The sequence below is a fragment of the Tsuneonella rigui genome, from assembly GCF_003958625.1.
Lineage (GTDB): Bacteria > Pseudomonadota > Alphaproteobacteria > Sphingomonadales > Sphingomonadaceae > Tsuneonella > Tsuneonella rigui.
In genome coordinates this window covers 268,552-289,890 of record NZ_RSEL01000013.1, presented here as the reverse complement: position 1 = coordinate 289,890, position 21,339 = coordinate 268,552, and the positions used below count along the sequence as shown (strand labels likewise).

The window sequence follows — 21,339 nt, the reverse complement described above, 5'->3', positions numbered from 1 at the left end:
GGGAATGGTAGCGGAGGAGGGACTTGAACCCCCGACACGCGGATTATGATTCCGCTGCTCTAACCAGCTGAGCTACTCCGCCCCAGGGGCAGGCCGGGCGGTGGCCCGGACAGGCGGCGCATTTAGGGGCGGTGCCCCATGCGGTCAACCGCGGAATGACCACCGTTTCACGAGCTCCCACGGCCCGCCGCGATAGCGGTGCAGCGCAAGGCCCGCGAAGGCGAAATCGCGCGGCTCGATCGCCGCTGCAAGGTGCGCCTGAAGTGCCTTGGCTTTCGTGCTTGAGACCTTGTTCTGCACGGTCACGTGAAGGCGCGGCGCCTGCTGGTCCTGTACGGTGAGCAGGCCGTGGAAGCGATCGGCGATGCGCTCTCGGAGTTCGAGCATGGCCGGGCTGGACAGCTTGAGCGCGGCGCCCCCGCCGAGCGACATCACGCCTTCGAGCCGCGCCGGCACCGGCTTGGCGCGCGCCTCTGCCGCGAGAACGTCTTTCAACTCGTCCTCGTAAGGCGCTGGAACCGCATGAAAGAGCGTGACGTGCGCATTGAGGTAATTGCGCTCGGGCGGGAAATGCTCGCGGCGCAGTTGATCGGCGCGCGATTGCAGCGCCTCGGGCAGTTCGGCGGTGACGATCAGCGGCGCGAGATCGCGCACGAACTCACTCGAGCTCCCCGCGCGCGCGCCGGATGGCGAACCAGCGCTGCACGTTCGCGTTGTGCTCGGCGAGTGTGCTCGCGAACACGTGCCCGCCCTTCCCGTTCGCGACCATGTACAGCGCGTTGGTGGCGGCGGGATTGAGGACCGCGGCAATGCTCTGCCGCCCCGGGTTGGTAATGGGCCCCACCGGCATGCCGCTCATGGTGTAGGTGTTGTAGCCGTTGACCGCGGCGATCTCGCTCTGTCGGATGCGGCGGCCGAGCGGCTTGCCCTTGGTGATCGGGTAGATGATCGTCGGGTCAGCCTGCAGCGGCATCCCCTGCTTGACCCGGTTCGAATAGAGGCCTGCGACCATCCGCCGCTCGCTCGCGACCCCGGTTTCCTTCTCGACAATCGAGGCGAGGGTCACCGCCTGCTGCGGCGTCGTGACCGCTATGCCGCTCTTCCGCTTCGACCACGCTTCCGCGAGGTACTTGGTCATCGCCGCCTGCATGCGGGCGAGAACCTTCACCCGGCTCTCGCCGCGCTCGAAGTCGTAAGTATCGGGGAGGACCGAGCCTTCCTCGGGCACCGGAATCGGCCCGGTGAGGAGCGGTTCCGCCATCAGCTTTTCGTAGACGCTGATCGACGGCAGCCCCTCGGGCACGGTAACGAAGCGGCGGATGACCTGGCCATGCTGCAGCGTGCCGAGGATCGTCGCGGCGCTGGCGCCAGCCGGGATCGCGAACTCGCCGCGTTGCACGGGGTCGCCGCTGCCGAGGATCTTGGCGCGGAGCAGGAAGCTGTTCCTCGATCCGACCAGACCCTCCTTTTCGAGCTTGCCAGCGACCGAGGTCAGCGTCGCGCCGTCGGGCACGGTGAATGCGGTGTCCTTCTCGATCGGCCCACCGCCGTACCAGCCCCATGCGAACCAAGCGAAAGCCAGCGCGGCGACCGCGAGAAGCGCCAGCGCGGCCTTGCGCATGTCAGTCGACCTTTTTGAAGATCACGCTCGCGTTGGTGCCGCCGAAGCCGAAGCTGTTGCTGAGCGCGGCGTTCACTTCGCGGTGCTTGGCCTTGTGCGGCACGAGGTCGACGCCCTCGGTACCCTCGTCGGGATCGTCGAGGTTGAGCGTCGGCGGCACCACCTGGTCGCGGATCGCCAGGACGCAGAAGATGCCCTCGACCGCGCCGGCACCGCCGAGCAAGTGGCCGATCGCACTCTTGGTGCTCGACATCGAGGCGCCCGACAGGTCGTCGCCCAGCACGCGCTTGACCGCGGCGAGCTCGATCGTGTCGGCCATCGTGCTGGTGCCGTGCGCGTTGACATAATCGATATCGCCCGGGCCCATGTGCGCCTTCTTAAGCGCCATCTTCATCGCCAGTTCGGCACCGCGCCCCTCGGGGTGCGGCGCGGTGACGTGGTAGGCATCGCCCGACAGGCCGTAGCCGACGACCTCGGCGTAGATCTTCGCGCCGCGCGCCTTGGCGTGCTCGTACTCCTCGAGCACCATCACGCCTGCGCCCTCACCCATCACGAACCCGTCGCGGCCCTTGTCGTAGGGGCGGCTCGCCTGCTCGGGCCGGTCGTTCATGCTCATGTTGAGCGCCTTGGCCTGCGCGAAGCCGGCGAGGCCGAGGGGGTTGATGGTCGATTCCGCGCCGCCTGCGAGCATCACGTCCGCATCGTCGTCCTTGATCATGCGCGCCGCATCACCGATCGAGTGCGCGCCGGTCGAGCAGGCGGTCACCACCGAGTGATTGGGGCCCATCAGGCCATACTTGATCGACACCTGCCCGCTGGTGAGGTTGATCAGCCGTCCGTGCACGAAGTGAGGGGACACGCGGCCCGGGCCCTTCTCCGCCAGCACCAGCGATTCGCTCTCGATCCCCGGCAGCCCGCCGATGCCCGAACCGATCGAAACGCCCGCGCGCTCCTTCTCTTCGTCGGTCATGTTGTCGAGGCCCGCGTCTTCGAGCGCCTGGCCCGCCGCGTCGATCGCGTAGACGATAAACGGATCGACCTGGCGCTGGACTTTGAAGTCCACGCGCTTGTCGGGGTCGAAGCCGTACTCATGGTCCTTCGGCTTCACCTCGCCGGCGATCTTGGCCTTCTGGTCGGAGACGTCGAAGCGGGTGATCGGCGCGATGCCGCTCTTGCCCGCAATCAGGTTCTTCCACGTCGTTTCGACATCGCCGCCCAGCGGGGTGACGAGGCCCAGTCCGGTTACGACCACTCGGCGCATATCAGTCTCCGTAAATGCAACAGGCCCGAACCCCGCGAAGGGTCGAGCCTGTCGTAAGCCCCGCCGACTGGCCGTCAGGTGAGCACGGCGGGATGGGCTATCAGCCCTTGTGCTCTTCGATGTACTTGGTCGCGTCGCCGACGGTGGTGATCTTCTCGGCCGCGTCGTCGGGGATTTCCACGCCGAACTCTTCCTCGAAGGCCATCACCAGCTCGACGATATCGAGGCTGTCCGCGCCCAGGTCGTCGATGAAGCTCGCGTCCTGGGTGACCTTGTCGGCCTCGACGCCAAGGTGTTCGACGACGATCTTCTGCACGCGTTCAGCGGTATCGCTCATGAGTGTTTCCCTCTTGAGTTGGGGTTTCGAATTAGCTGTCGCCCTAATGAACGCGGTTACGGCTGGCAAGTGCCCGCCCGCGCAGGCTGATGTCAGCCTAGAGCGCGCCTTCGACGTTCATCACGTTGTAGCGGCGCACCTCGTCCTGCGTGAGGCAGTAGCGCGTGCTGGGGTTCTCGGCCGACTTCACCGCCTGCTGGCGATACATGACGTCGGTCAGGAGCTTGCGGCTAACCCCCATGCGGATGAGGAAATCGTTGTCGTCGCTCGCGAGCAGCGCACTCGACTGCTCGATCTCGCCGATCAGGCCGGCGGTCGCGTTGGTGCCTTCGGCGATGGTCTCCTGGATCACGTCGCGCTGGTTGGTGTGCGTGAACATGTGCACCATGAACACGCCTCCCGGCTCGACCACACGTCGGTCGCCGCCCATGAAGACGAAGTTACACGCGGAAAAACACGCCCACCCCGAAGGTATGCGGGTCATCAGGCCGGGAAACGAGCGAATGACCTTGCCCGCAGCGTTGCCCGCCGCGGCATCGCCGCCACCCGAACGAAGCCAAATCTCCTCGATCCGGTCGTCCTTCTCGATCGCTGCCCGCAAACGCGCAGGTAGGCCGGTGTCGATCTTGCCCTCGGCGATGAGCACACGGATGCCGTTTCTGTCCGTAGGCGTCAGCGTCATTGCGGCCGACGGCCCGAAGTCGGGTGCGGAAGGGCACGTCGGATTGTCAGGATCGGCTGCTCCGGTAAGCAGCGCGAATGCCCCGAGCGCTACCGCGCAGCGCGCGAAGGCTCTCACGCGACTAGCGCGTAGCGCGCGGCGGGCGGCTTGCGGCACATGCGCTTGTCGGCGCGGGTTTCCTCGCCGGACACGATAATCACGTCGGATACGGTGATGCACTGGAGACCCGCAACGTCGCTGTCGTTGCGTGCGACCACGGTCGAGGTTCCGGAAACATCGGCGCGCGTACCCGAGGTCCACGCTGCCGACGAGCCCACCGCAACCTCCGCGGCCTCGCCCTCGCCGCGCGTGGCGTCGAGAGTGGCTTGGGCCGCCTGCTTCTGCTCCTCGGGATCGAGCTTGCAAGCGATCGCGGCGGTGAGCTGGTCGGTCAGGCCGGAGATCGGCACCCATCCGCTCACCCCCGCCCGCGATGCCGCATTGCCGGCGACCGTACCCGCGATCGACCCGAAGATCTGCGAACCCACGCTCCGCTTCTTGCCTTTGGGGCAGCCGTTCTGAGTCGGCTCCGACGACGATCGGCCGATGTTGTTGAGCAAACCGCCAAACTGCGCGTGCGCCGGTACCGCGAGCGCCAGCAGCGCCAACGCGGCTCCACTCACGCCCAGCAGGCGCGGAATTCCGTTCCTCATCCGCCTCGACCCCTTCCAGCGCACACTGCGATAAACGCCGCGCGCGACGGAAATTTACGCCTTTAACAGGCGCGGGTCAAACGCCGCTCATCCGGCCTTGGGATCGACCAGCGCATCCGGATTGGGCACCGCCGCCTTGGGCTGTTCCATCAGCCGGATGTGCACGTCGCGGAGCTGCCGCGCCGACACTTCGCTCGGCGCGCCCATCATCAGATCCTGCGCGCGCTGGTTGAGTGGGAAGGCGATGACCTCGCGGATGTTGGGCTCGTCGGCGAGCAACATGACGATGCGGTCGATGCCGGGGGCGGAACCGCCGTGCGGCGGGGCGCCGAGCTTGAACGCCTCGATCATGCCCGAGAAGTTGGTGTCGACATCTTCGCGGCTGTAGCCGGCGACCTCGAACGCCTTGTACATGATGTCCGGTCGGTGGTTCCGGATCGCGCCCGACGAGAGCTCGTAGCCGTTGCAGACGATGTCGTACTGCCAGGCAAGGATATCGAGCGGGTCCTTGCTCTCCAATGCCTCGAGCTCGCCCTGCGGCATCGAGAACGGGTTGTGGCTGAAGTCGACCTTCTTGGCGTCCTCGTCGTACTCGAACATCGGGAAGTCGACGATCCAGCAGAAATCGAACCGGTCCTGCGGGATCAGTTCCAGCACTTCGCCGACGCGGGTGCGCGCGGCGCCGGCGAGCTTGGCGGCGTCCTTCTCCTTGCCGGCGGCGAAGAACAGGCCGTCGTTCTCGCCCAGCCCCAGCTCGGCGTAGAGCGCGTCCATGCCTTCGGTGCCGTGGTTCTTGGCGATCGGCCCGCCGAACTCGCCGCCTTTGCGGGTGACGTAGCCGAGGCCGGCGAAACCTTCGCGGCGCGCCCAGTCGTTCATGTCGTCGAAGAACTTGCGGCTCTTCTCGTGCGTCGCCGGCGCCGGAATCGCGCGGACCACGCCGCCGGTGCCGACGATCTTCTCGAACAGGCCGAAGCCGCTCTGAGTGAAGTGCTGCGAGACGTCGGAGATGATCAGCGGGTTGCGCAGGTCGGGCTTGTCGGTGCCGTACTTAAGCATCGCCTCGCGGTACGGAATGCGCGGGAAGCTGCCCGCCGGGGTCACCGCCTTGCCGTTCGCGAACTCCTCGAACACGCCGGCGAGCACCGGCTCGATCGCCTGGAACACGTCTTCCTGAGTGACGAAGCTCATCTCGAAGTCGAGCTGGTAGAATTCGGGGCTGCGGTCGGCGCGCAGGTCCTCGTCGCGGAAGCACGGCGCGATCTGGAAGTAGCGGTCGAAGCCGGCGACCATCAGCAGCTGCTTGAACATCTGCGGCGCCTGCGGAAGCGCATAGAAGCGGCCCGGGTGGAGGCGGCTCGGCACGAGATAGTCGCGCGCGCCTTCGGGGCTCGATGCGCCGAGGATCGGGGTCTGGAACTCGGTGAAGCCCTGGTCGATCATCCGCCGCCGCAGCGAGGCGATGACGCCCGAGCGCAGCATGATGTTCTTGTGCACCCGCTCGCGCCGCAGGTCGACGAAGCGGTACTTGAGGCGCGTCTCTTCCGGATAATCTTCCGCCGAGTTGACGATCAGCGGCAGATCGCTCGCGGTCGATTGTACGGTGACCGCCTTGGCGAACACCTCGATCTGCCCGGTCGGTAGGTTCGGGTTCACCGCCACGTCGGTGCGCGCCTTGACCGTGCCATCGATCGTCACGACCGATTCCAGCCGCAGCTTCTCCAGCACCGGCAGCGCCGGGCTGTCGCTGTCGGCGACGATCTGGGTGATGCCGTAGTGGTCGCGGAGGTCGACGAACAGCACGCCGCCATGATCGCGCTTGTTGTGCACCCAGCCCGACAGGCGGACGTCCTGGCCCACTTCGTTCGCGGTCAAAGCGCCGCAGCTGTGGGAACGATAGGCGTGCATCTTAAGTCTTTCCAATTAGACGGGTAAGGCGCTAGGGGCGCGGCGCGCGCTTCCCTAGGCGGAAATCGCGCGCGCTAACAGGGGAACGGGGGTGCTTTGTCAAGCATCCGGCGGTCCCGGGGGCGGTACTCCGCCCGATGCTAAGAAAAGTACCGATGAAAATACATGATCTGATTACCACGACCGACGCGCTCGCCGACTTGTGCAGCCGCCTCGCGAAAGCCGATTTCGTCACGGTCGACACCGAATTCATGCGCGAGAACACCTACTGGCCGGAGCTGTGCCTGGTGCAGATCGCCGACAGCAACGAAGCCGCTGCAATCGACCCGCTAGCGCCCGGCATCGACCTTGCACCGCTGCTGGACCTCCTGTGCGAGAACGAGGACGTGCTGAAGGTCTTCCACGCCGGCGGCCAGGACGTGGAGATCGTCTACAACCTCACCGGCAAGACCCCCCACCCGATCTTCGATACGCAGATCGCGATGATGGCGGTGAGTCAGTCGGAGCAGATCGGTTACGCCAACCTGGTCGAAAGCTGGCTCGGCTTCACGGTCGATAAGGGCGCGCGCTTCACCGACTGGAGCCGGCGCCCGCTGACCGACCGGCAGATCGAATACGCGATCGGCGACGTCACGCACCTCGCGGTGATCTTCCCCAAGATTCTCAAGAAGCTGATCAAAACCGGCCGCGGCTCGTGGCTCGACGCCGAGATGGACAAGCTCGCCGATCCGGCGAACTACGCCAACGACGCCGAAGCAGCGTGGGAGCGCATCCGGCCGCCCAGCCGTAACGCCGCTGTGCTGGGGCGTTTAAAGGGCCTTGCCGCGTGGCGTGAGCAGGAAGCGCAGCACAAGAACATCCCGCGCGGCCGGATCATGCGCGACGAGACGCTGGCCGATCTCGCCAGCCATCCGCCCAAGAGCCAGGGCGACCTCGTCAAGGTGCGCGGGCTGTCCGCCGCGTGGAAGGACAACGACATCGGCAAGCGGCTGATGAAGGTGCTCGAAAAGGCCGAGCCGCTGTCTGCCGACGAGATGCCCGACAAGCCCAAGCGCGGCGCGCCGCTGGGCAAGGAAGGCGTGCTGGTCGCGGACCTCCTCAAGCTGCTGCTCAAGATTCGCAGCCGCGAGATCGACGTCGCCGCGCGGCTGCTGACCCGCAGCGACGAGATGGAAGCGCTCGCCGCCGGGGTGCGGGACCTGCCGGTGCTCAAGGGCTGGCGCTACGAGGTGTTCGGCAAGGACGCGCTCGAGCTGGTCGAGGGCCGCCTCGGCTTCGGGGTGGAGAGCGGGCGACTCAAGATGACGCGCATCGAGCACGAGCCCGCGCCAGAACCCGCAGTGGCGCAACTGGCGGCGGAGTGAGCACTTACCTCCCCACCATCAAGCAGCTCCAGTACCTCGTCGCGCTGCACGAGCATGGCCATTTCGGCCGCGCGGCCGACGCCAGCTTTGTTTCTCAATCGACGCTTTCGGCGGGTATCCGCGAGCTGGAATCGCTGCTCGGCGTAACGCTGGTGGAACGCAGCCGGCGGGTGGTCCGCTTCACCCCGCTCGGCGAGCAGGTGGTCGCCAAGGCACACCGCCTGTTGCGCGAAGCGGAGGAGCTCAGCGACCTCGTCCAGGCGAGCGGCAAGCCGCTGTCGGGCGAGCTGCGGATGAGCGTGATCCCAACCATCGCACCATTCCTGCTGCCGCGCATCCTCCCGCGCCTGCGGCGCGAGCGCCCCGCCCTCAAGCTGTTCCTGCGTGAGGAGACCACCGGCGACGCGCTCGAAAGCCTCAATCACGGCCGCGCCGACTGTGTGCTGCTCGCCCTCCCCTACGCCACCGGCGAGATCGAGAGCGCGCACATCGCCGACGATCGCATTTTCGTGGCCTTCCCGAAGGACGATCCGCGCGATCCGCCGAACGAAATTCCGCCGTCGATGATCGACGAAGGGCGCCTGCTGCTGCTCGAGGACGGCCACTGCCTGCGCGACCACGCGCTGGCTGCCTGCAACCGCCCGGAGATGCGCGCGAGCGCGACGATGATCGGCACCTCGCTCCACACCCTGGTGCAAATGGTCGACAACGGCCTCGGCGTGACGATGCTGCCCGAAATGGCGATCGATGCCGGTATCCTGCACGAGACCGAAGTCGTCGCCCGCCCGCTGAAAGGCAACGCCGCCAATCGCGAGATCGCGCTGATCTGGCGCAAGAACTCGCCGCGCGGCGAGGAATTCAAGTTGCTGGCGGAAGAACTGCGCGCCGGTTGAATCAACGCGGGAGCGCAACTCCCACCCGTTCGTTGGCCAAGCGTGACCGACACTCTCGAAACCCTCCGCGCGAAGATGGCTGCTGCAGCCCAGGCGCTGGACTTCGAAGAGGCGCAGCGATTACGCGATCAGATCACCCTGATGAGCGGCGGCGCGAGCGTGACCGATGCCGAGCAGGCTCATGCCGCGGGCATCATCCGGCAAGCGCCCGGCGCGATGGGGCTAGGAACTGACCAGCAGCGAGTCGCTCCCCCGGCTGGTTGGAAGCCTCCCGCCAAGCCCGACCCCTTGACCCGCGGTCGAAGCCGCCGGCGCTAAGCGCTGAATTCCCGCGACGATCCCGGGCACCGTCGGGAGAAGGTCGCGCGCCAGATAGCCAACCGTCGCAAACGCCCCGGCCGCTCGTTCGCCGGCGGTGCCATGGACGAATACGCCCCACGCCGCTGCGACCATCGGCTCGGCACCGCGCGCCGCGAATCCTCCGACGAGGCCGGCGAGAACATCGCCCGAACCGCTGGTGGCGAGGCCGATGTTGCCGCCTTCGAACCGCGCCGGTGGGCCATCGGGAGAGGCGACCACGGTCTGCTCGCCCTTGAGTGCGATCGCAGCATTGAATTCGCGCGCGGCGCGTTCGGCGACCGCCTCGGGATCGGCGGCGATGTCCTCGACCTCGAGGCCGGTCAGCGCACTCATCTCTCCGTGATGCGGCGTCATGACGGTACGGCCATGCCGCGCGATCGCGTCCTTCAACGCGCCCGCCACGCTGAGCGCGCCGGCATCGAGAACCAGTGTCAGGCTGGCCGGAGCTGATTTCAAAACGTCCGCGACCAGCCGCTCGGTCTGGTCCGTCGCCGACATTCCGGGGCCGAGAACCAGCGTATCGCAACGATCGAGCTTCGCGACGATTTGCTCTGCGGCGCTTGCCGCAAGCTCCCCCTCGTCGTCCGATGGCAGAGCGGTCATCGACGCCTCGGGGACCAGCACCCCAAGCGGCGTTGCCGCCTCCCGCACCGTCGCCAAGCGCAGCTTGCCCGCGCCCGCGCGCAATGCCGCTTCACCGGTCAGCCGGAGCGCGCCGGGGACGAATGCCGCGCCGCCCACGATCATCACCACCCCGCGGGCGTGCTTGTCACCGCCTTCGTCGAGCCGCGGCAGCGGGTGTGCCTGCAGCCAGGCGCGATCGAGCCGCTCCATCAGCCGCGCGCGCCCGCGATCTGGTCGGGCGCGCTGGTGACCGGGGTCGCCTGCTGCTTCATTGGCGCGGTGACGTTGTAGCGCGCCAGCGCCAGCTTGCCGCCCGTTCCCGCCGCTGGATTGAAGCGGTATTCGGTGATCGCGCAATTTGCGACGTCGCCTTCGCGGTCGATCGCCAGGATCGCCGCTTCGTCGAGCGTCTCGATGATGTAGCGCAGACACAGTACCACCACTTGGTGGGTGAAGATCATCACCCGCTGCCCGCGATGATGGAGCGAGATCGTATCGAGCACCGAGCGCAGCCGCAGGATCACGTCGCACCAGCTCTCGCCGCCGGGCGGCCGGTGGTAGAACTTTCCAAGCAATCGCCGGAACTCCGCCTGATCGGGAAACACGTTGGCGACACCCGAGGTGGTGAGGCCGTCGAGAATGCCGAACTCCTTTTCGCGCAGGCGCTCGTCGAAGCAGATCGGCTCGTCCGCGTCGCAAGCGCCGCCCGCGGCGCGGAAATGCTCGGCGGTCTGAAAAGCGCGCAGGTATGGCGAGGCGAGCAGGACTTGCGGACGTTCGCTCGCGGGCAACTCGGCGAACCACGCGCCGAGCGCCTGTGCCTGCTCGCGCCCGAGATCACTCAGCGGCACGTCCGCATCGCGATTGGTCAGCGCAATCCGGTCGAGCTCCGCCTCGTGCGCCGCATCGCGCGCAACGTTACCCGCGCTCTGACCATGGCGCACGATGATGAGCTGCGCAGGCCAGTTCATCGTCGGCTTGTCGGAAGGAGTTGTCGGCGGCACGCAGCTTTCCTCGTCGTTTCGCGAGGACAGCGATCAGCCGCGCCGATGGGTTCCGGCGGCCTGCGTCAATCCATGTGCTTGAGGCCGACCCGCAGGTAATCCCACCCGGTCACCAGCGTCAGCACCGCGGCCGCCCACAAGCTGGCGAGACCGACGAGGTGAATCCACTGGTCGGCGAGCGGACCGCAATCGCCGCGGATCACGCACGGCGGCCCATGTACCGCTCCACCGAGGATCAACGCGCCAAGGCTCATGAGCTGGAAAGTGGTCTTCCACTTGGCGAGCTTGGACACCGGAATCGAAACTTTGAGCGGGCCAAGGAACTCCCGCAAGCCGGAGACGGCGATCTCACGCACCAAGATAATCAACCCGGCAATCACGTGCAGGTCGCCCACATAGGGCCCGCGCATGTAGCCCTGCGCCGCGAGCACCAGGATCACGGCGGCGACCATGATCTTGTCCGCGATCGGATCGAGGAACACGCCGAGCTTGCTCACGGTGCCCTGCGCGCGCGCCAGGTATCCGTCGAGATAATCGGTGAACCCGATCACGCAGTAGAGCACGAAGCCGACGCCGTAGCCGAAGCGCCAGTCCGGCCACCACAGCAGGAACGCCAGCAGCGGCACCGCGAAGATGCGGCTCATCGTCAGCAGGTTGGGCAACGACATCATTGCTGCAGTCCTTAGCGGTGCAAAAACGAATTTCCTACTCGGACCATTTCCGGCAAGGACGGCGCGATGCGCACGTGCCATTCTTTCGCAGCACCCGCCGCCCGGGTCGGCGGGCGATCGATTTCCGAGCCGGGCCGAAGGTTACAACCGAGACACCTCAATTCGCCAGTTCACCGAGGTAAAAGTCCGCGTGCGGAATTTCAAAAAACACCCCCGGTCAGTGTGACACCTGCGACCAGGGCCGACCGCCGCCGATGACCGTTTCCACGCACATGCTGCGCCGCCGGCGCTTCCTGCCGCTGTTCGTCACCCAGCTGCTCAATGCCTTCAACGACAACCTCTACAAGACCGCAATGGTGCTGTTCGTGGTCTATGAAGTGTACCGTTCCGAGGAAGCCGAAGGGATGTTCAGTGCGGTCGCTTCGGCTGTGTTCATCCTGCCGTTCTTCCTGTTCTCCGCCCTCGCGGGCCAGCTCGCCGACATGCGTGACAAGGCGCGCATCATCCGCATCGTCAAGGCGTGCGAGATCGGCATTATGAGCGTCGGCGCGATCGGCCTCGTCCTCGCGTGGAAGGGGATCGGCGTGCACACGCTGGCGATCCCGCTGCTGATGCTCGCGCTGTTCGCGATGGGCGTGCACTCCACCTTCTTCGGGCCGATCAAGTACGCGATCCTGCCGCAGCATCTGGAGGAGCACGAGGTGCTTGCCGGCACCGGACTGGTCGAGGCGGGGACTTACATCGCAATCCTGTTCGGCACGATTCTCGCCGGCTGGATCCCGGTCGAGGCGGCGGCGGCCGGCGTCGTGATCACCGCCGTCATCGGCTACTTCGTCGCGCGGCAAGTGCCAGAGGCGCCCGCGCAGGGTGAGCTCGAACCGCTCGATTTTCACTTCGTCCGCAGCTCGATAGCGCTGGTGCGCAACACCAGTCACGATCGGCGCGTATTCCTTGCGATCATGGCGATCAGCTTCTTCTGGACCATCGGCGCGGTGCTGTTCATCCAGTTCCCGCCGCTCGCCAAGAACGTGCTCACCGCGAGCAAGGAAGTCGCCAGCCTGTTCCTGGTGATTTTCTCGATCGGGGTCGCGATCGGATCGGTTTCGGTCAATGCGTTGCTGAAGGGGACTGTGTCGGCGCGCTACTCTCCCGGCTCGGTGATCGCGATGGGACTGTTCGTGCTCGGCTTCTACCTCGTCTGCCGCGCGTGGACGCCGGACGCGACCGGCTTGCTCGACGTGCGAGAGTTCGTGGTCCACCCGATGGCAATCCCGCTGCTGCTGTGCCTGCTCGGGATCGCCATCGCGGGCGGTATGTTCGTGGTCCCGCTCTACGCTTTCCTGACCACGTTCGTGCCGAAGACGCAGACTGCGCGCACGATCGCGGCGAATAATATCGTCAATTCGGGGGCGATGGTGATCGGGTCGCTGCTGGCGACTGGGCTATCGGCCGTGGGGCTCGACATCGTCCATCACCTTCTGCTGAGCGCGGCGATGTGCCTGGTTTCGGCCTGGCTCGGACTGATGCTGCTAAAGGCGGAACGCGCCGCTGCCGTCTAGACGATGAAGACCGCCACGGCCGCGAGACAGGCGAAGTAGGCGCCCACAAAGCCCTGCACATCGTCGCGCGTGATCACCCAGGATGGGCGCGTCGCGACCGGCACGTTGGCATGGCAGACATGCGGCGGGAGGGACGCCCGGAAGGGGTGGCGGGCGGCTTCATCGGTGAGGACAAGGGAGCGTCGCATGGCGAAGTTCTTAACGGCCCGGAAACCATCGCGCTCCCCGGATTTCCGCCCCTGTCGCGCCGCGGGACATTAAGGCTGTTCGTTGACCAGGCGCGCGCCTTGTCCACAGAAAAAGGGCCGCCCGCTGCCGGACGGCCCTTTCGTTTTTGCTCGCCGCGTGGGCTCAGATCTTGTTGCCGAACGCGCCCTTCACTTCGCCTTTGAGGTTCTGCGCCTCGCCTTTGGTTTCCTGAGCGGCGCCTTCCGCGCGGGTATCCGGATCATCCGACATCTGCTTCGCGTTGCCCGCGATCTCGTTGCCGATGCCCTTCGCCTTGTCCTTGAGTTCACCCATGGGAGTTCTCCGATTATTCAGGCAGCGACCCAATGCCGCCGTCTCGCAGAACTAAACCCATGTAAGTTTGCGGCGTTCCGCAGTTATGCCGCGCCGAGCGTCAGAACGCGCTTCCACTCCGCCGGAGTGAATTCGCACACCGAGAGCCGCGATTGGCGGATGAGTTCGCATTCGGCGAACGCGGGATCGGCTTTGATGGCGGCGAGGGTGACCGGCTTGGCCAGCTTCTCGACCGGTTTGACCTTCACTGACGTCCACTTGCCCGTGTCGTCGCTCGGATCAGGAAAGCCGGCGACGCTGATCTCGACCACTCCGACCACCTCTTTGCCGATGTTCGAATGGTAGAAGAATGCCCGGTCACCCACCTTCATCGCGGCGAGGTTGTTGCGTGCGCGGTAGTTGCGCACGCCATCCCACGTGCCTTCCCCTTCGGCGACAAGATCGTCCCAGCCGTAGACGTCAGGCTCCGATTTCATCAGCCAGTATCGCCGCGCCATGTCTTTTCCTTGCCTTACGGGCCGACCGCAAGCCGACCTTAACCTAATTTTCAGCCCCATAGGCGATAGGTCCGCGTTCGCAACGTCAGGGGGTCTGGTTGCTCCGCAACAAAGTCAAAGCGGGTAAGTCAGCCGCGCGGGAGCCCAAGATGGGCCGCGCCGAGCGCGATCTCGTGGCGCTTGGAATTGCGATCGCCGCCATTCTGCTGTTCGTCGGCACCGGCGGACTGGTCCTGCCGCAGGTCGTGCGGTCGTGGATGGGCGCCGGCACCGCGCCCGATCCGATCCTGGTCAATGCGCTGTTGCTCAACATCGCGCTCGTGATTTTCGGGTGGCGCCGTTACGCCGAGCTCACGAGCGAGATCGCCGAGCGGCGCAAGGCCGAAGAGCTCGCGCGCCAACTCGCCGAAATCGATCCGCTTACCGGGGCGCTCAACCGCCGCAGCATCGGGCCCGCGACAGATGCCCTGCTGGCCGAAGCCCATGCATCCGATCGCTCGGTCGCGTTCGTCATGGTCGACCTCGACAATTTCAAGCTGGTCAACGATCTCAATGGGCACCTCGCCGGGGACGCGCTGTTGCGGCTGACCGCCGAGCGCATTCGCGCGCTGCTGCCCAAGGATGCGCTGCTCTCGCGTCTCGGCGGCGACGAGTTCGCCTGCGTGGTCCCGTTCGACCCGCGCACTCCCGACCGTATCGACCAGTTCGCCAGTCTGCTGATCGACCGCGTCGCGCAGCCGGCCGATTTCAACGGCCTGTCCATCGAAGTCACGGTCTCGGTCGGCATGTCGGCCGATCTCGAGGTGCCCGGTACTCCGAGCGAGCCCGCCGACGCGCAGATGCTGATTCATCGCGCCGACATCGCGATGTACCACGCGAAAAAGCAGGGCAAGAACCGCTACTTCTGGTTCGAGGAGCCGATGGAGGCCGAGCTGCGCTTCCGCAGCGAGCTCGAGACCGGCATTCGCCGCGGCATCCCGCGCGGCGAGTTCATTCCGTACTACGAGCAGCAGATCGATCTCGCCACGGGCGAGCTCACCGGCTTCGAGATGCTGGCGCGGTGGCAATCGCCGACGCTCGGGATGGTCAGCCCCGAAGTGTTCATCCCCGTGGCCGAGGACATCGGCTTGATTGCGGATCTGAGCGAAAGCCTGATCGAGGTCGCGCTGGAAGACGCCAAGGAGTGGGATCCGCGCCTATCGCTTTCGATCAACATCTCACCGATCCAGCTGCGCGATCCGTGGTTCTCGCAGAAGATCATCAAGATGCTGGTGCGGCACAACTTCCCGCCCCCCCGGCTCGACATCGAGATCACCGAGAGCTGTCTGCACGAGAATATCGGAGTGGTCCGCTCGATCATCACCAGCCTCAAGAACCAGGGCGTGACGATCAGCCTCGACGACTTCGGGACCGGCTTCTCCAGCCTTGCGCAGCTGCGCTCGCTGCCGTTCGACCGGCTCAAGATCGACCGCAGCTTTGTCTCCGAGCTGAAGGACGGCGAGGACGCAGACAAGCTGGTTCAGGCGATCATCCAGCTCGGCGACGGCCTCGAACTGCCGATGACCGCCGAAGGGATCGAGGATCCGACCATCCTCACCAAACTCCAGAGAATGGGCGAGCTCAAGGGCCAGGGCTATTTCTACGGCCGGCCGGAGAACGCCGAAGCGGTGCGCACGCGGCTCGCCGCTGCGGGCCTGTTGGCCAAGAACCCGGAACCGACGCCGACGGGCGAGCCCGCCGACGACCAGCGCAAGGCGGGCTGACCCCTCGCCACTGGACGCGCGCGCCGCCCCCGCATAGAGCCCGCGCGCGATGCGGGTCCCCTTCATCAAGATGCACGGCCTCGGCAACGACTTCGTTGTGCTGGACGCGCGCGTCGAAGCGCTGCCGCCGCTCGGAGCGGCGATGGCCGCTGCGCTCGCCGACCGGCGCACCGGGATCGGCTGCGACCAGCTGATCATCCTCGAACCGTCCGACCAGGCCGACTTCCGCATGCGGATCTTCAATCCGGATGGGGGCGAGGTGGAGGCGTGCGGCAACGCCAGCCGCGCGGTTGCCCTCCTCCACGGCCGCGCGGCGCGGGTCGAAACCGCGGGCGGCGAGATCACGGTCGAGCCCACGGGGCGCGGCGCGCGGATCGACATGGGTGAGCCCCGGTTCGAGTGGGACGCCATCCCGCTCGCCTACGCGGTCGATACGGCGGCCATGCCGGTCGCGTGGGAGGGTCTCGCAAACCCGGTGGCGGTCAATGTCGGCAACCCGCACGCGGTGTTCTTCGTCCCCGATCTCGAAGCGGTCCCGCTCGATCGGCTCGGCCCGGAGATCGAGCACGACGCGCTGTTCCCCGAGCGGGTCAACGTCAATGTCGCGCAAGTGACCGGCCCGGCGTCGATCACACTCAAGGTGTGGGAGCGCGGCGCCGGCCTGACCCGCGCCTGCGGCACTGGCGCCTGTGCGACCACCGTGGCGGCGATCCGGCGCGGACTGCTGGCGGAGCGTCAGGCGCAAGTCACCCTGCCCGGCGGCACGCTCGACATCGAGTGGGGCGACGATGGGCGGATCATGATGACCGGCCCAGCGGCCGAAAGCTTCCGCGGCAGCTTCGATTGGGGCGACTTCGTATGAGCGCGGAGGTGATTTCGCTCGGCTGCCGGATGAACCTCGCCGAGGGCGAGCGCATGCGCGGGCTGCTCGCGGGCGAGCCCGACACGGTGGTGATCAACTCGTGCGCGGTGACGTCAGAAGCTGTGCGCCAGACGCGCCAGGCGATCCGCCGCGCCCGCCGGGCGCACCCCGACGCTCGCCTGCTCGTCACCGGCTGCGCGGCGGAGATCGAGCGCGAGAGCATCGCCTCGATGGCGGAAGTCGACGGCCTGATCGCCAATGCGGCCAAGCTCGATGCGCGCGCGTGGAATGTCTCCGGCGAGACAGGCACGACGACCGAGCGTCACACCCGCGCGTTCGTGGCGGTGCAGAACGGCTGCGATCACGTCTGCACCTTCTGCGTGATCCCGCAGGGGCGCGGGCCAAGCCGTTCGCTGCGGGTCGGCCAGGTATTGCGCGATGTCGAACGCGACCTCTCGCGCGGCGCGAGCGAACTGGTGCTGTCCGGCGTTGACCTCACAAGCTGGGGTCAGCACTTGCCCGATGCCCCCCGCCTCGGCGCATTGGTGCGTGCGATCCTCGACGCCTTCCCTGCGCTTCCACGCCTGCGGCTCTCCTCGCTCGACGGGATCGAGATCGATCCGCTGCTCGAGGACCTGATCGCCAGCGAGCCGCGCGTCATGCCGCATATCCATCTGTCGTTGCAGCACGGCCACGACCTGATCCTCAAGCGCATGAAACGCCGCCATTTGCGCGGCGATGCCGTCGCGCTGGTCGAGCGCCTGCGCACGCGCCGGCCGGAGATTGCGATCGGAGCAGACCTCATCGCCGGCTTCCCGACCGAGAGCGAGGAGCATCACGCGGCCAACCTGTCGATCGTCCGTGAGCTCCGCGTGGTCCACGGCCACGTCTTCCCCTACTCGCCGCGCCCCGGCACGCCCGCCGCGCGCATGCCGCAACTCGATCCCGCGACGATCAAGCGGCGTGCCCGCGAAGTGCGACAGGCAGTCGCCGAGGTCCGACACACCTGGCTTCAGGCGCAACTCGGCCAGCAGCTTTCGGTGCTGGCCGAAGCGGACGGAACCGGCCACGCGAAAAACTTCGCGCGCGTTCGCGTTCCCGCCACTGTGCAGCGCGGCGAGATCGTCACCATAACCCCCACTCGCATCGAAGAAGGCCTGCTCGCATGAGCGAACCCAGCTGGACCGAGCGCGTGTTCGGAGGCTTCCGCAAGACCTCCGAACGGCTCAGCCAGAACCTCACCGGCGTGGTCGGAACCGCCAAGCTCGACGACGCGACGCTCGACGATGTCGAGGATGCGCTGATCGTTTCCGACCTCGGCCCCGCCGCCGCGCGCCGTATCCGCGACCGGTTGGCCGAGAAACGCTTCGGCCTCGGCATCACTGAAACCGAGCTGAAGGAAGCGGTCGCCGAGGAAATCGCCGCGATCCTGCGCCCGGTGGCCAAGCCGCTCGAGATCGTCGCCTTCCCGCGTCCGCAGGTGATCCTGGTGATCGGCGTCAATGGCAGTGGCAAGACCACGACAATCGCCAAACTGGCGCACTGGCTGCAGGAAGATGACTACGCAGTCATGCTCGCCGCCGGCGACACCTTCCGCGCCGCCGCGATCGGCCAGCTCGCCACCTGGGCCGAGCGGGTCGGCGTGCCGATCGTCAGCGGGCCGGAAGGCGGCGACCCGGCCTCGATCGTGTTCGACGCGGTCAAGCAGGCGACGGCGGTCGGCACCGATGCCCTGATCGTCGACACCGCCGGCCGGCTGCAGAACAAGCGCGAGCTGATGGACGAGCTCGCCAAGATCCGCCGCGTGCTCGGCCGGCTCAACCCCGAGGCGCCACACGACGTGATCCTAGTGCTCGATGCGACCAACGGACAGAACGCGCTGTCGCAGATCGAGATCTTCCGCGAAGTGGCCGGGGTAACCGGACTGGTGATGACCAAGCTCGACGGCACCGCGCGCGGCGGTGTTCTGGTCGCAGCGGCCGAACAGTTCGGCCTGCCGATCCACGCGATCGGCGTGGGCGAGAAGATCGATGACTTGCGTCCGTTCGATCCCGACCTGGTCGCGCGCGTGATCGCGGGAGTGGCCTGATGGCGGAAGACAAGCGCAAGCCGTCCGGCTGGCTGAACGTCGCGGTCGATTACGGGCCGCTGGTCGTATTCCTCGCGGTGTTCAAGCTATCCGAACCGAGCGGACAGGACATGGCCGGCACCATCGCCGCGATCATTCGCGGGACCGCCGCGTTCATCGTCGCCGCGATCGCCGCGCTGGCGTTCAGCCGGATCAAATTCGGGCGCGTGTCGCCGATGCTGTGGCTGTCGACCGCGCTGATCGTTGGGTTCGGCGGATTGACGATCTTCCTCGGCGATCCCTTCTGGGTGCAGGTCAAGCCGACCGTCATCTACCTGCTGTTCGCGATCTCGTTGCTGATCGGCTGTGCCCGGGGGACCGCCTTGCTGGAAGTGCTGCTGGGCGCCGCGTTCGAGGGCGTGGACCGCGACGGCTGGCTCAAGCTGTCGCGCAACTGGGGCCTGTTCTTCCTGTTCCTCGCCGCACTCAACGAAGCGCTCCGGCACTTCTACAATGCGGAGAACGGCGGGTTCGAGACCTGGCTGTGGGCGAAGCTGTGGGTGTTCATGCCCCTGAGCTTCCTGTTCACCTTCACCCAGGTCCCGATGCTGCTGCGGCATGGTCTGAGTTTCGAGGACAAGGATGAGCCGCTCAAAGAGCAGCCGCCAACCGATTAGAGACTGGCGATTAAATCTCCAGTTGGCTGCCGAGCTCGACCACACGGTTGGTGGGCAGCCGGAAAAATTCCATCGCCGTCGCCGAATTGCGCAGCATCCATGCGAACAGCTTCTCGCGCCAAATCGCCATCCCCGGCCGCTTCGACGCGATCAGCGTCTGCCGGCTGAGGAAGAAGCTGGTGTGCATCATGTCGAACATGCCGCCACAGGCGGAGTTTGCCTTGAGCGCGGCGGGCACATCGGTCTCCTCCATGAAGCCGAAGTGCAGCACCATGCGGTAGAGCCCCTCGCTCACCGAGTGGATCTCGAACCGCTCGAGCGGATCGACATACGGCACGTCCGCAATCTCGATGGTCAGGATCACCACCCGCTCGTGCAGGACCTTGTTGTGCTTGATGTTGTGCAGCAGCGCGCTTGGCACCCCGCCGGTGTTGGACGCCATGAAGATCGCGGTGCCGGGCACGCGAGTGGCGGAATTCTTGGCGCTCTTGGCGAATATGGCGATCGGCAGCGCGACCTCACTCATACGGTCGCGCATCAGCTTGCGCCCACGCGCCCAAGTGGTGAGCAGCGTGAAGGCAAACGCACCGACGAGCAGCGGGAACCAGCCGCCATCGGGTACCTTCGGCAGGTTGGCGCCGAAGAACGCCCCGTCGACCAGGAAGAACACGCCCGCCACGGGGAGCGCCATCCACAGCTTCCAACGCCACACCGCAACGAACAGCACAGCCATCAAGCAGGTGTCGATCAACATCGCGCCGGTCACCGCGATGCCATAGGCGCTCGCGAGGTTGGACGAGTTGCGGAAGGTCAGCACCAGCAGGATCACCGCGATCATCAGCACCCAGTTGACGAACGGAATGTAGATCTGCCCGTGCTCGGTTTCGCTGGTGTGGAGGATCGACAGGCGCGGCACGAAGCCCAACTGGATCGCCTGCTGAGTGACCGAGAACGCGCCCGAGATCACCGCCTGGCTGGCAATGAAGGTCGCGGCGGTCGCCAGCAGCACCAGCGGCAGGCGGAAGCTCTCGCTGGCCATCACGAAGAACGGATTCTTGATCGCCTCCGCGGCAGCTGCGGCCTCGAGGTTCATGATCATCGCCGCTTGGCCAAAGTAATTGAGCAGCAGGCACGGCATCGCGAAGCCGAACCAGCTCAAGCGCAGCGGCCCGCGCCCGAAGTGGCCCATGTCGGTATAAAGCGCCTCCGCGCCCGTCACCGCCAGCACCACCGAGCCCAGCGCCAGGAAGCCGAGGAGCTTGTCGGTCATGAAGAACTGGACCGCGTACCACGGGTTGAGCGCCGCCAGCACGCCGGGGAATTCGAGGATGTGGATCACCCCCAGCACCGCCAGGGTCGCGAAATAGACCAGCATGATCGGCGAGAAGAGCTTGCCGATCGTCGCAGTGCCGCGCTTCTGCAGCAGGAACAGTGCGATCAGCAGTGCGAGCGCGATCGGGATGACGAACTCGCTCAGTCCGGCTTCGACCGTGGTCAGGCCCTCGACCGCCGACAGCACCGACACCGCGGGCGTTATCATGCTGTCGCCGTAGAACAGCGAAGTGGCGAACACCCCGAGCATCACCGCGATCCAGCCGCGGTTGGTGCCGCCGAGCTTCTGCGAGATCAGCGCGACCAGCGCGAGCGTACCGCCCTGCCCCCGGTTATCGGCTCGCATCAGCACGGTGACGTACTGCAGCGAGACGATGATCGTCATCGCCCAGAAAATGAGGCTGACGACGCCCATCAGGTGCAGCGTATCGAGCGTCAGGGGATGCGGGCCGACGAAAGTTTCGCGGAAGGCGTAGATCGGGCTGGTGCCGATGTCGCCGAAGACGATGCCGATCGCCCCGACCGCCAGCTTGACCTTGGCCGAGGGCGACTTGGAGCCGGCCTGGCCGTGCGGAGTTGCCGCGCTCATAGCCCTGGAATCGGTGTCATGAAGGGCGCGGCGATTAGCACCGCGTCCAGCCC

Annotated in this window: 23 protein-coding genes and 1 tRNA gene; 9 read left to right on the top strand and 15 right to left on the bottom strand. The window is 66.3% G+C overall.

Translation table 11 applies throughout. The features are described 5' to 3' along the window. Positions 1 to 5 precede the first annotated feature (5 nt). From ELY12_RS05915 to aspS, 8 genes are all read right to left on the bottom strand, one after another. Positions 6 to 82, bottom strand: a tRNA-Met gene (locus ELY12_RS05915). Positions 83 to 144: 62 nt separating this feature from the next. Beyond that, positions 145 to 654, bottom strand: a complete 510-nt coding sequence (locus ELY12_RS05910) for a 2'-5' RNA ligase family protein (RefSeq protein ID WP_126175762.1) — start codon at positions 652 to 654, stop codon at positions 145 to 147. A 4-nt stretch (positions 655 to 658) separates the two neighbouring features. Then, the gene (mltG, locus tag ELY12_RS05905) at positions 659 to 1,621 is read right to left on the bottom strand and encodes an endolytic transglycosylase MltG (protein WP_126175761.1); all 963 of its coding nucleotides are present in this window, start codon (positions 1,619 to 1,621) and stop codon (positions 659 to 661) included. A gap of 1 nt (position 1,622) precedes the next feature. Beyond that, positions 1,623 to 2,882, bottom strand: coding sequence for a beta-ketoacyl-ACP synthase II (fabF, locus tag ELY12_RS05900; protein ID WP_126175760.1), 1,260 nt, complete (start codon positions 2,880 to 2,882; stop codon positions 1,623 to 1,625). Positions 2,883 to 2,982: 100 nt separating this feature from the next. Continuing rightward, a complete protein-coding gene (locus ELY12_RS05895) occupies positions 2,983 to 3,219 on the bottom strand; it encodes an acyl carrier protein (protein ID WP_067683987.1) in 237 nt (78 codons plus the stop codon). Positions 3,220 to 3,316: 97 nt separating this feature from the next. Further along, entirely contained in the window at positions 3,317 to 3,901 is a 585-nt protein-coding gene (locus ELY12_RS05890) for a hypothetical protein (RefSeq protein WP_241229736.1), read from the bottom strand. A gap of 113 nt (positions 3,902 to 4,014) precedes the next feature. Next, a complete protein-coding gene (locus ELY12_RS05885) occupies positions 4,015 to 4,593 on the bottom strand; it encodes a hypothetical protein (protein ID WP_126175758.1) in 579 nt (192 codons plus the stop codon). Positions 4,594 to 4,680: 87 nt separating this feature from the next. Beyond that, positions 4,681 to 6,501 (bottom strand): aspartate--tRNA ligase, encoded by a 1,821-nt coding sequence (gene aspS / locus ELY12_RS05880; protein WP_126175757.1) that lies wholly within the window; start codon positions 6,499 to 6,501, stop codon positions 4,681 to 4,683. Between the two features lie 155 nt (positions 6,502 to 6,656). Here aspS and rnd point away from each other — a divergent pair, with 155 nt between their 5' ends. Genes rnd through ELY12_RS05865 form a run of 3 tightly spaced genes read left to right on the top strand, consistent with a single transcriptional unit; the run spans position 6,657 to position 9,076 of the window. Beyond that, a complete protein-coding gene (rnd, locus tag ELY12_RS05875; RefSeq protein ID WP_126175756.1) occupies positions 6,657 to 7,865 on the top strand; it encodes a ribonuclease D in 1,209 nt (402 codons plus the stop codon). Continuing rightward, a complete protein-coding gene (locus ELY12_RS05870; protein WP_126175755.1) occupies positions 7,862 to 8,758 on the top strand; it encodes a hydrogen peroxide-inducible genes activator in 897 nt (298 codons plus the stop codon). The genes rnd and ELY12_RS05870 overlap by 4 nt, the downstream gene beginning before the upstream one ends. 42 nt (positions 8,759 to 8,800) lie before the next feature. Continuing rightward, complete coding sequence (locus ELY12_RS05865; protein WP_126175754.1) at positions 8,801 to 9,076, top strand: UvrB/UvrC motif-containing protein; 276 nt, start codon at positions 8,801 to 8,803, stop codon at positions 9,074 to 9,076. Here ELY12_RS05865 and ELY12_RS05860 read toward each other — a convergent pair. The 3 genes from ELY12_RS05860 to pgsA all read right to left on the bottom strand — a co-directional run bounded on the left by ELY12_RS05860 (position 8,981) and on the right by pgsA (position 11,417). Next, positions 8,981 to 9,952: an NAD(P)H-hydrate dehydratase gene (locus ELY12_RS05860; RefSeq protein ID WP_126175753.1), complete on the bottom strand. Its 972-nt coding sequence runs from the start codon at positions 9,950 to 9,952 to the stop codon at positions 8,981 to 8,983. The genes ELY12_RS05865 and ELY12_RS05860 overlap by 96 nt on opposite strands. After that, positions 9,952 to 10,713 carry a histidine phosphatase family protein gene (locus ELY12_RS05855; RefSeq protein ID WP_126175831.1) on the bottom strand — a complete coding sequence of 254 codons (762 nt, stop codon included), beginning with the start codon at positions 10,711 to 10,713 and terminating at the stop codon, positions 9,952 to 9,954. Before ELY12_RS05855 ends, ELY12_RS05860 begins: the two co-directional genes overlap by 1 nt. A gap of 98 nt (positions 10,714 to 10,811) precedes the next feature. Continuing rightward, complete coding sequence (pgsA, locus tag ELY12_RS05850) at positions 10,812 to 11,417, bottom strand: CDP-diacylglycerol--glycerol-3-phosphate 3-phosphatidyltransferase (protein ID WP_126175752.1); 606 nt, start codon at positions 11,415 to 11,417, stop codon at positions 10,812 to 10,814. 254 nt (positions 11,418 to 11,671) lie between these two features. Between pgsA and ELY12_RS05845 the strand changes: the two genes are divergently transcribed. Further along, positions 11,672 to 12,976: an MFS transporter gene (locus ELY12_RS05845; protein WP_126175751.1), complete on the top strand. Its 1,305-nt coding sequence runs from the start codon at positions 11,672 to 11,674 to the stop codon at positions 12,974 to 12,976. Here the strand turns inward: ELY12_RS05845 and ELY12_RS05840 are convergent. From ELY12_RS05840 to ELY12_RS05830, 3 genes are all read right to left on the bottom strand, one after another. Then, the gene (locus ELY12_RS05840) at positions 12,973 to 13,164 is read right to left on the bottom strand and encodes a hypothetical protein (RefSeq protein WP_126175750.1); all 192 of its coding nucleotides are present in this window, start codon (positions 13,162 to 13,164) and stop codon (positions 12,973 to 12,975) included. The genes ELY12_RS05845 and ELY12_RS05840 overlap by 4 nt on opposite strands. A gap of 163 nt (positions 13,165 to 13,327) precedes the next feature. Next, the gene (locus ELY12_RS05835; RefSeq protein ID WP_126175749.1) at positions 13,328 to 13,498 is read right to left on the bottom strand and encodes a CsbD family protein; all 171 of its coding nucleotides are present in this window, start codon (positions 13,496 to 13,498) and stop codon (positions 13,328 to 13,330) included. Positions 13,499 to 13,581: 83 nt separating this feature from the next. Beyond that, a complete protein-coding gene (locus ELY12_RS05830; RefSeq protein WP_126175748.1) occupies positions 13,582 to 13,995 on the bottom strand; it encodes an EVE domain-containing protein in 414 nt (137 codons plus the stop codon). Between the two features lie 149 nt (positions 13,996 to 14,144). On the opposite strand from ELY12_RS05830, the gene ELY12_RS05825 reads away from it, so the two are divergent. The 5 genes from ELY12_RS05825 to ELY12_RS05805 are packed head-to-tail and all read left to right on the top strand — an operon-like array spanning position 14,145 to position 19,365. Further along, a complete protein-coding gene (locus ELY12_RS05825) occupies positions 14,145 to 15,758 on the top strand; it encodes a putative bifunctional diguanylate cyclase/phosphodiesterase (RefSeq protein WP_126175747.1) in 1,614 nt (537 codons plus the stop codon). Between the two features lie 49 nt (positions 15,759 to 15,807). Then, positions 15,808 to 16,620 carry a diaminopimelate epimerase gene (gene dapF / locus ELY12_RS05820; protein WP_126175746.1) on the top strand — a complete coding sequence of 271 codons (813 nt, stop codon included), beginning with the start codon at positions 15,808 to 15,810 and terminating at the stop codon, positions 16,618 to 16,620. Beyond that, positions 16,617 to 17,789, top strand: a complete 1,173-nt coding sequence (locus tag ELY12_RS05815; protein ID WP_126175745.1) for a MiaB/RimO family radical SAM methylthiotransferase — start codon at positions 16,617 to 16,619, stop codon at positions 17,787 to 17,789. The genes dapF and ELY12_RS05815 overlap by 4 nt, the downstream gene beginning before the upstream one ends. After that, on the top strand, positions 17,786 to 18,709 hold the full coding sequence (gene ftsY / locus ELY12_RS05810; RefSeq protein WP_126175744.1) for a signal recognition particle-docking protein FtsY: 924 nt from the start codon (positions 17,786 to 17,788) through the stop codon (positions 18,707 to 18,709). The genes ELY12_RS05815 and ftsY overlap by 4 nt, the downstream gene beginning before the upstream one ends. Then, positions 18,709 to 19,365: an inner membrane-spanning protein YciB gene (locus tag ELY12_RS05805; RefSeq protein ID WP_126175743.1), complete on the top strand. Its 657-nt coding sequence runs from the start codon at positions 18,709 to 18,711 to the stop codon at positions 19,363 to 19,365. Before ftsY ends, ELY12_RS05805 begins: the two co-directional genes overlap by 1 nt. 10 nt (positions 19,366 to 19,375) lie before the next feature. Here the strand turns inward: ELY12_RS05805 and ELY12_RS05800 are convergent, their stop codons facing one another. Further along, entirely contained in the window at positions 19,376 to 21,286 is a 1,911-nt protein-coding gene (locus tag ELY12_RS05800; RefSeq protein WP_126175742.1) for a potassium transporter Kup, read from the bottom strand. Between the last annotated feature and the right edge of the window lie 53 nt (positions 21,287 to 21,339).

What these genes read in the sequence shown, in the direction of transcription:
- mltG (WP_126175761.1), bottom strand. Translation starts at nt 1,621, where the DNA reads ATGCGCAAGGCCGCGCTGGCGCTTCTCGCGGTCGCCGCGCTGGCTTTC.
- fabF (WP_126175760.1), bottom strand. Translation starts at nt 2,882, where the DNA reads ATGCGCCGAGTGGTCGTAACCGGACTGGGCCTCGTCACCCCGCTGGGC.
- ELY12_RS05895 (WP_067683987.1), bottom strand. Translation starts at nt 3,219, where the DNA reads ATGAGCGATACCGCTGAACGCGTGCAGAAGATCGTCGTCGAACACCTT.
- ELY12_RS05890 (WP_241229736.1), bottom strand. Translation starts at nt 3,901, where the DNA reads ATGACGCTGACGCCTACGGACAGAAACGGCATCCGTGTGCTCATCGCC.
- ELY12_RS05885 (WP_126175758.1), bottom strand. Translation starts at nt 4,593, where the DNA reads ATGAGGAACGGAATTCCGCGCCTGCTGGGCGTGAGTGGAGCCGCGTTG.
- aspS (WP_126175757.1), bottom strand. Translation starts at nt 6,501, where the DNA reads ATGCACGCCTATCGTTCCCACAGCTGCGGCGCTTTGACCGCGAACGAA.
- rnd (WP_126175756.1), top strand. Translation starts at nt 6,657, where the DNA reads ATGAAAATACATGATCTGATTACCACGACCGACGCGCTCGCCGACTTG.
- ELY12_RS05860 (WP_126175753.1), bottom strand. Translation starts at nt 9,952, where the DNA reads ATGGAGCGGCTCGATCGCGCCTGGCTGCAGGCACACCCGCTGCCGCGG.
- ELY12_RS05855 (WP_126175831.1), bottom strand. Translation starts at nt 10,713, where the DNA reads ATGAACTGGCCTGCGCAGCTCATCATCGTGCGCCATGGTCAGAGCGCG.
- pgsA (WP_126175752.1), bottom strand. Translation starts at nt 11,417, where the DNA reads ATGATGTCGTTGCCCAACCTGCTGACGATGAGCCGCATCTTCGCGGTG.
- ELY12_RS05845 (WP_126175751.1), top strand. Translation starts at nt 11,672, where the DNA reads ATGACCGTTTCCACGCACATGCTGCGCCGCCGGCGCTTCCTGCCGCTG.
- ELY12_RS05840 (WP_126175750.1), bottom strand. Translation starts at nt 13,164, where the DNA reads ATGCGACGCTCCCTTGTCCTCACCGATGAAGCCGCCCGCCACCCCTTC.
- ELY12_RS05835 (WP_126175749.1), bottom strand. Translation starts at nt 13,498, where the DNA reads ATGGGTGAACTCAAGGACAAGGCGAAGGGCATCGGCAACGAGATCGCG.
- ELY12_RS05830 (WP_126175748.1), bottom strand. Translation starts at nt 13,995, where the DNA reads ATGGCGCGGCGATACTGGCTGATGAAATCGGAGCCTGACGTCTACGGC.
- ELY12_RS05825 (WP_126175747.1), top strand. Translation starts at nt 14,145, where the DNA reads ATGGGCCGCGCCGAGCGCGATCTCGTGGCGCTTGGAATTGCGATCGCC.
- dapF (WP_126175746.1), top strand. Translation starts at nt 15,808, where the DNA reads ATGCGGGTCCCCTTCATCAAGATGCACGGCCTCGGCAACGACTTCGTT.
- ELY12_RS05815 (WP_126175745.1), top strand. Translation starts at nt 16,617, where the DNA reads ATGAGCGCGGAGGTGATTTCGCTCGGCTGCCGGATGAACCTCGCCGAG.
- ftsY (WP_126175744.1), top strand. Translation starts at nt 17,786, where the DNA reads ATGAGCGAACCCAGCTGGACCGAGCGCGTGTTCGGAGGCTTCCGCAAG.
- ELY12_RS05805 (WP_126175743.1), top strand. Translation starts at nt 18,709, where the DNA reads ATGGCGGAAGACAAGCGCAAGCCGTCCGGCTGGCTGAACGTCGCGGTC.
- ELY12_RS05800 (WP_126175742.1), bottom strand. Translation starts at nt 21,286, where the DNA reads ATGAGCGCGGCAACTCCGCACGGCCAGGCCGGCTCCAAGTCGCCCTCG.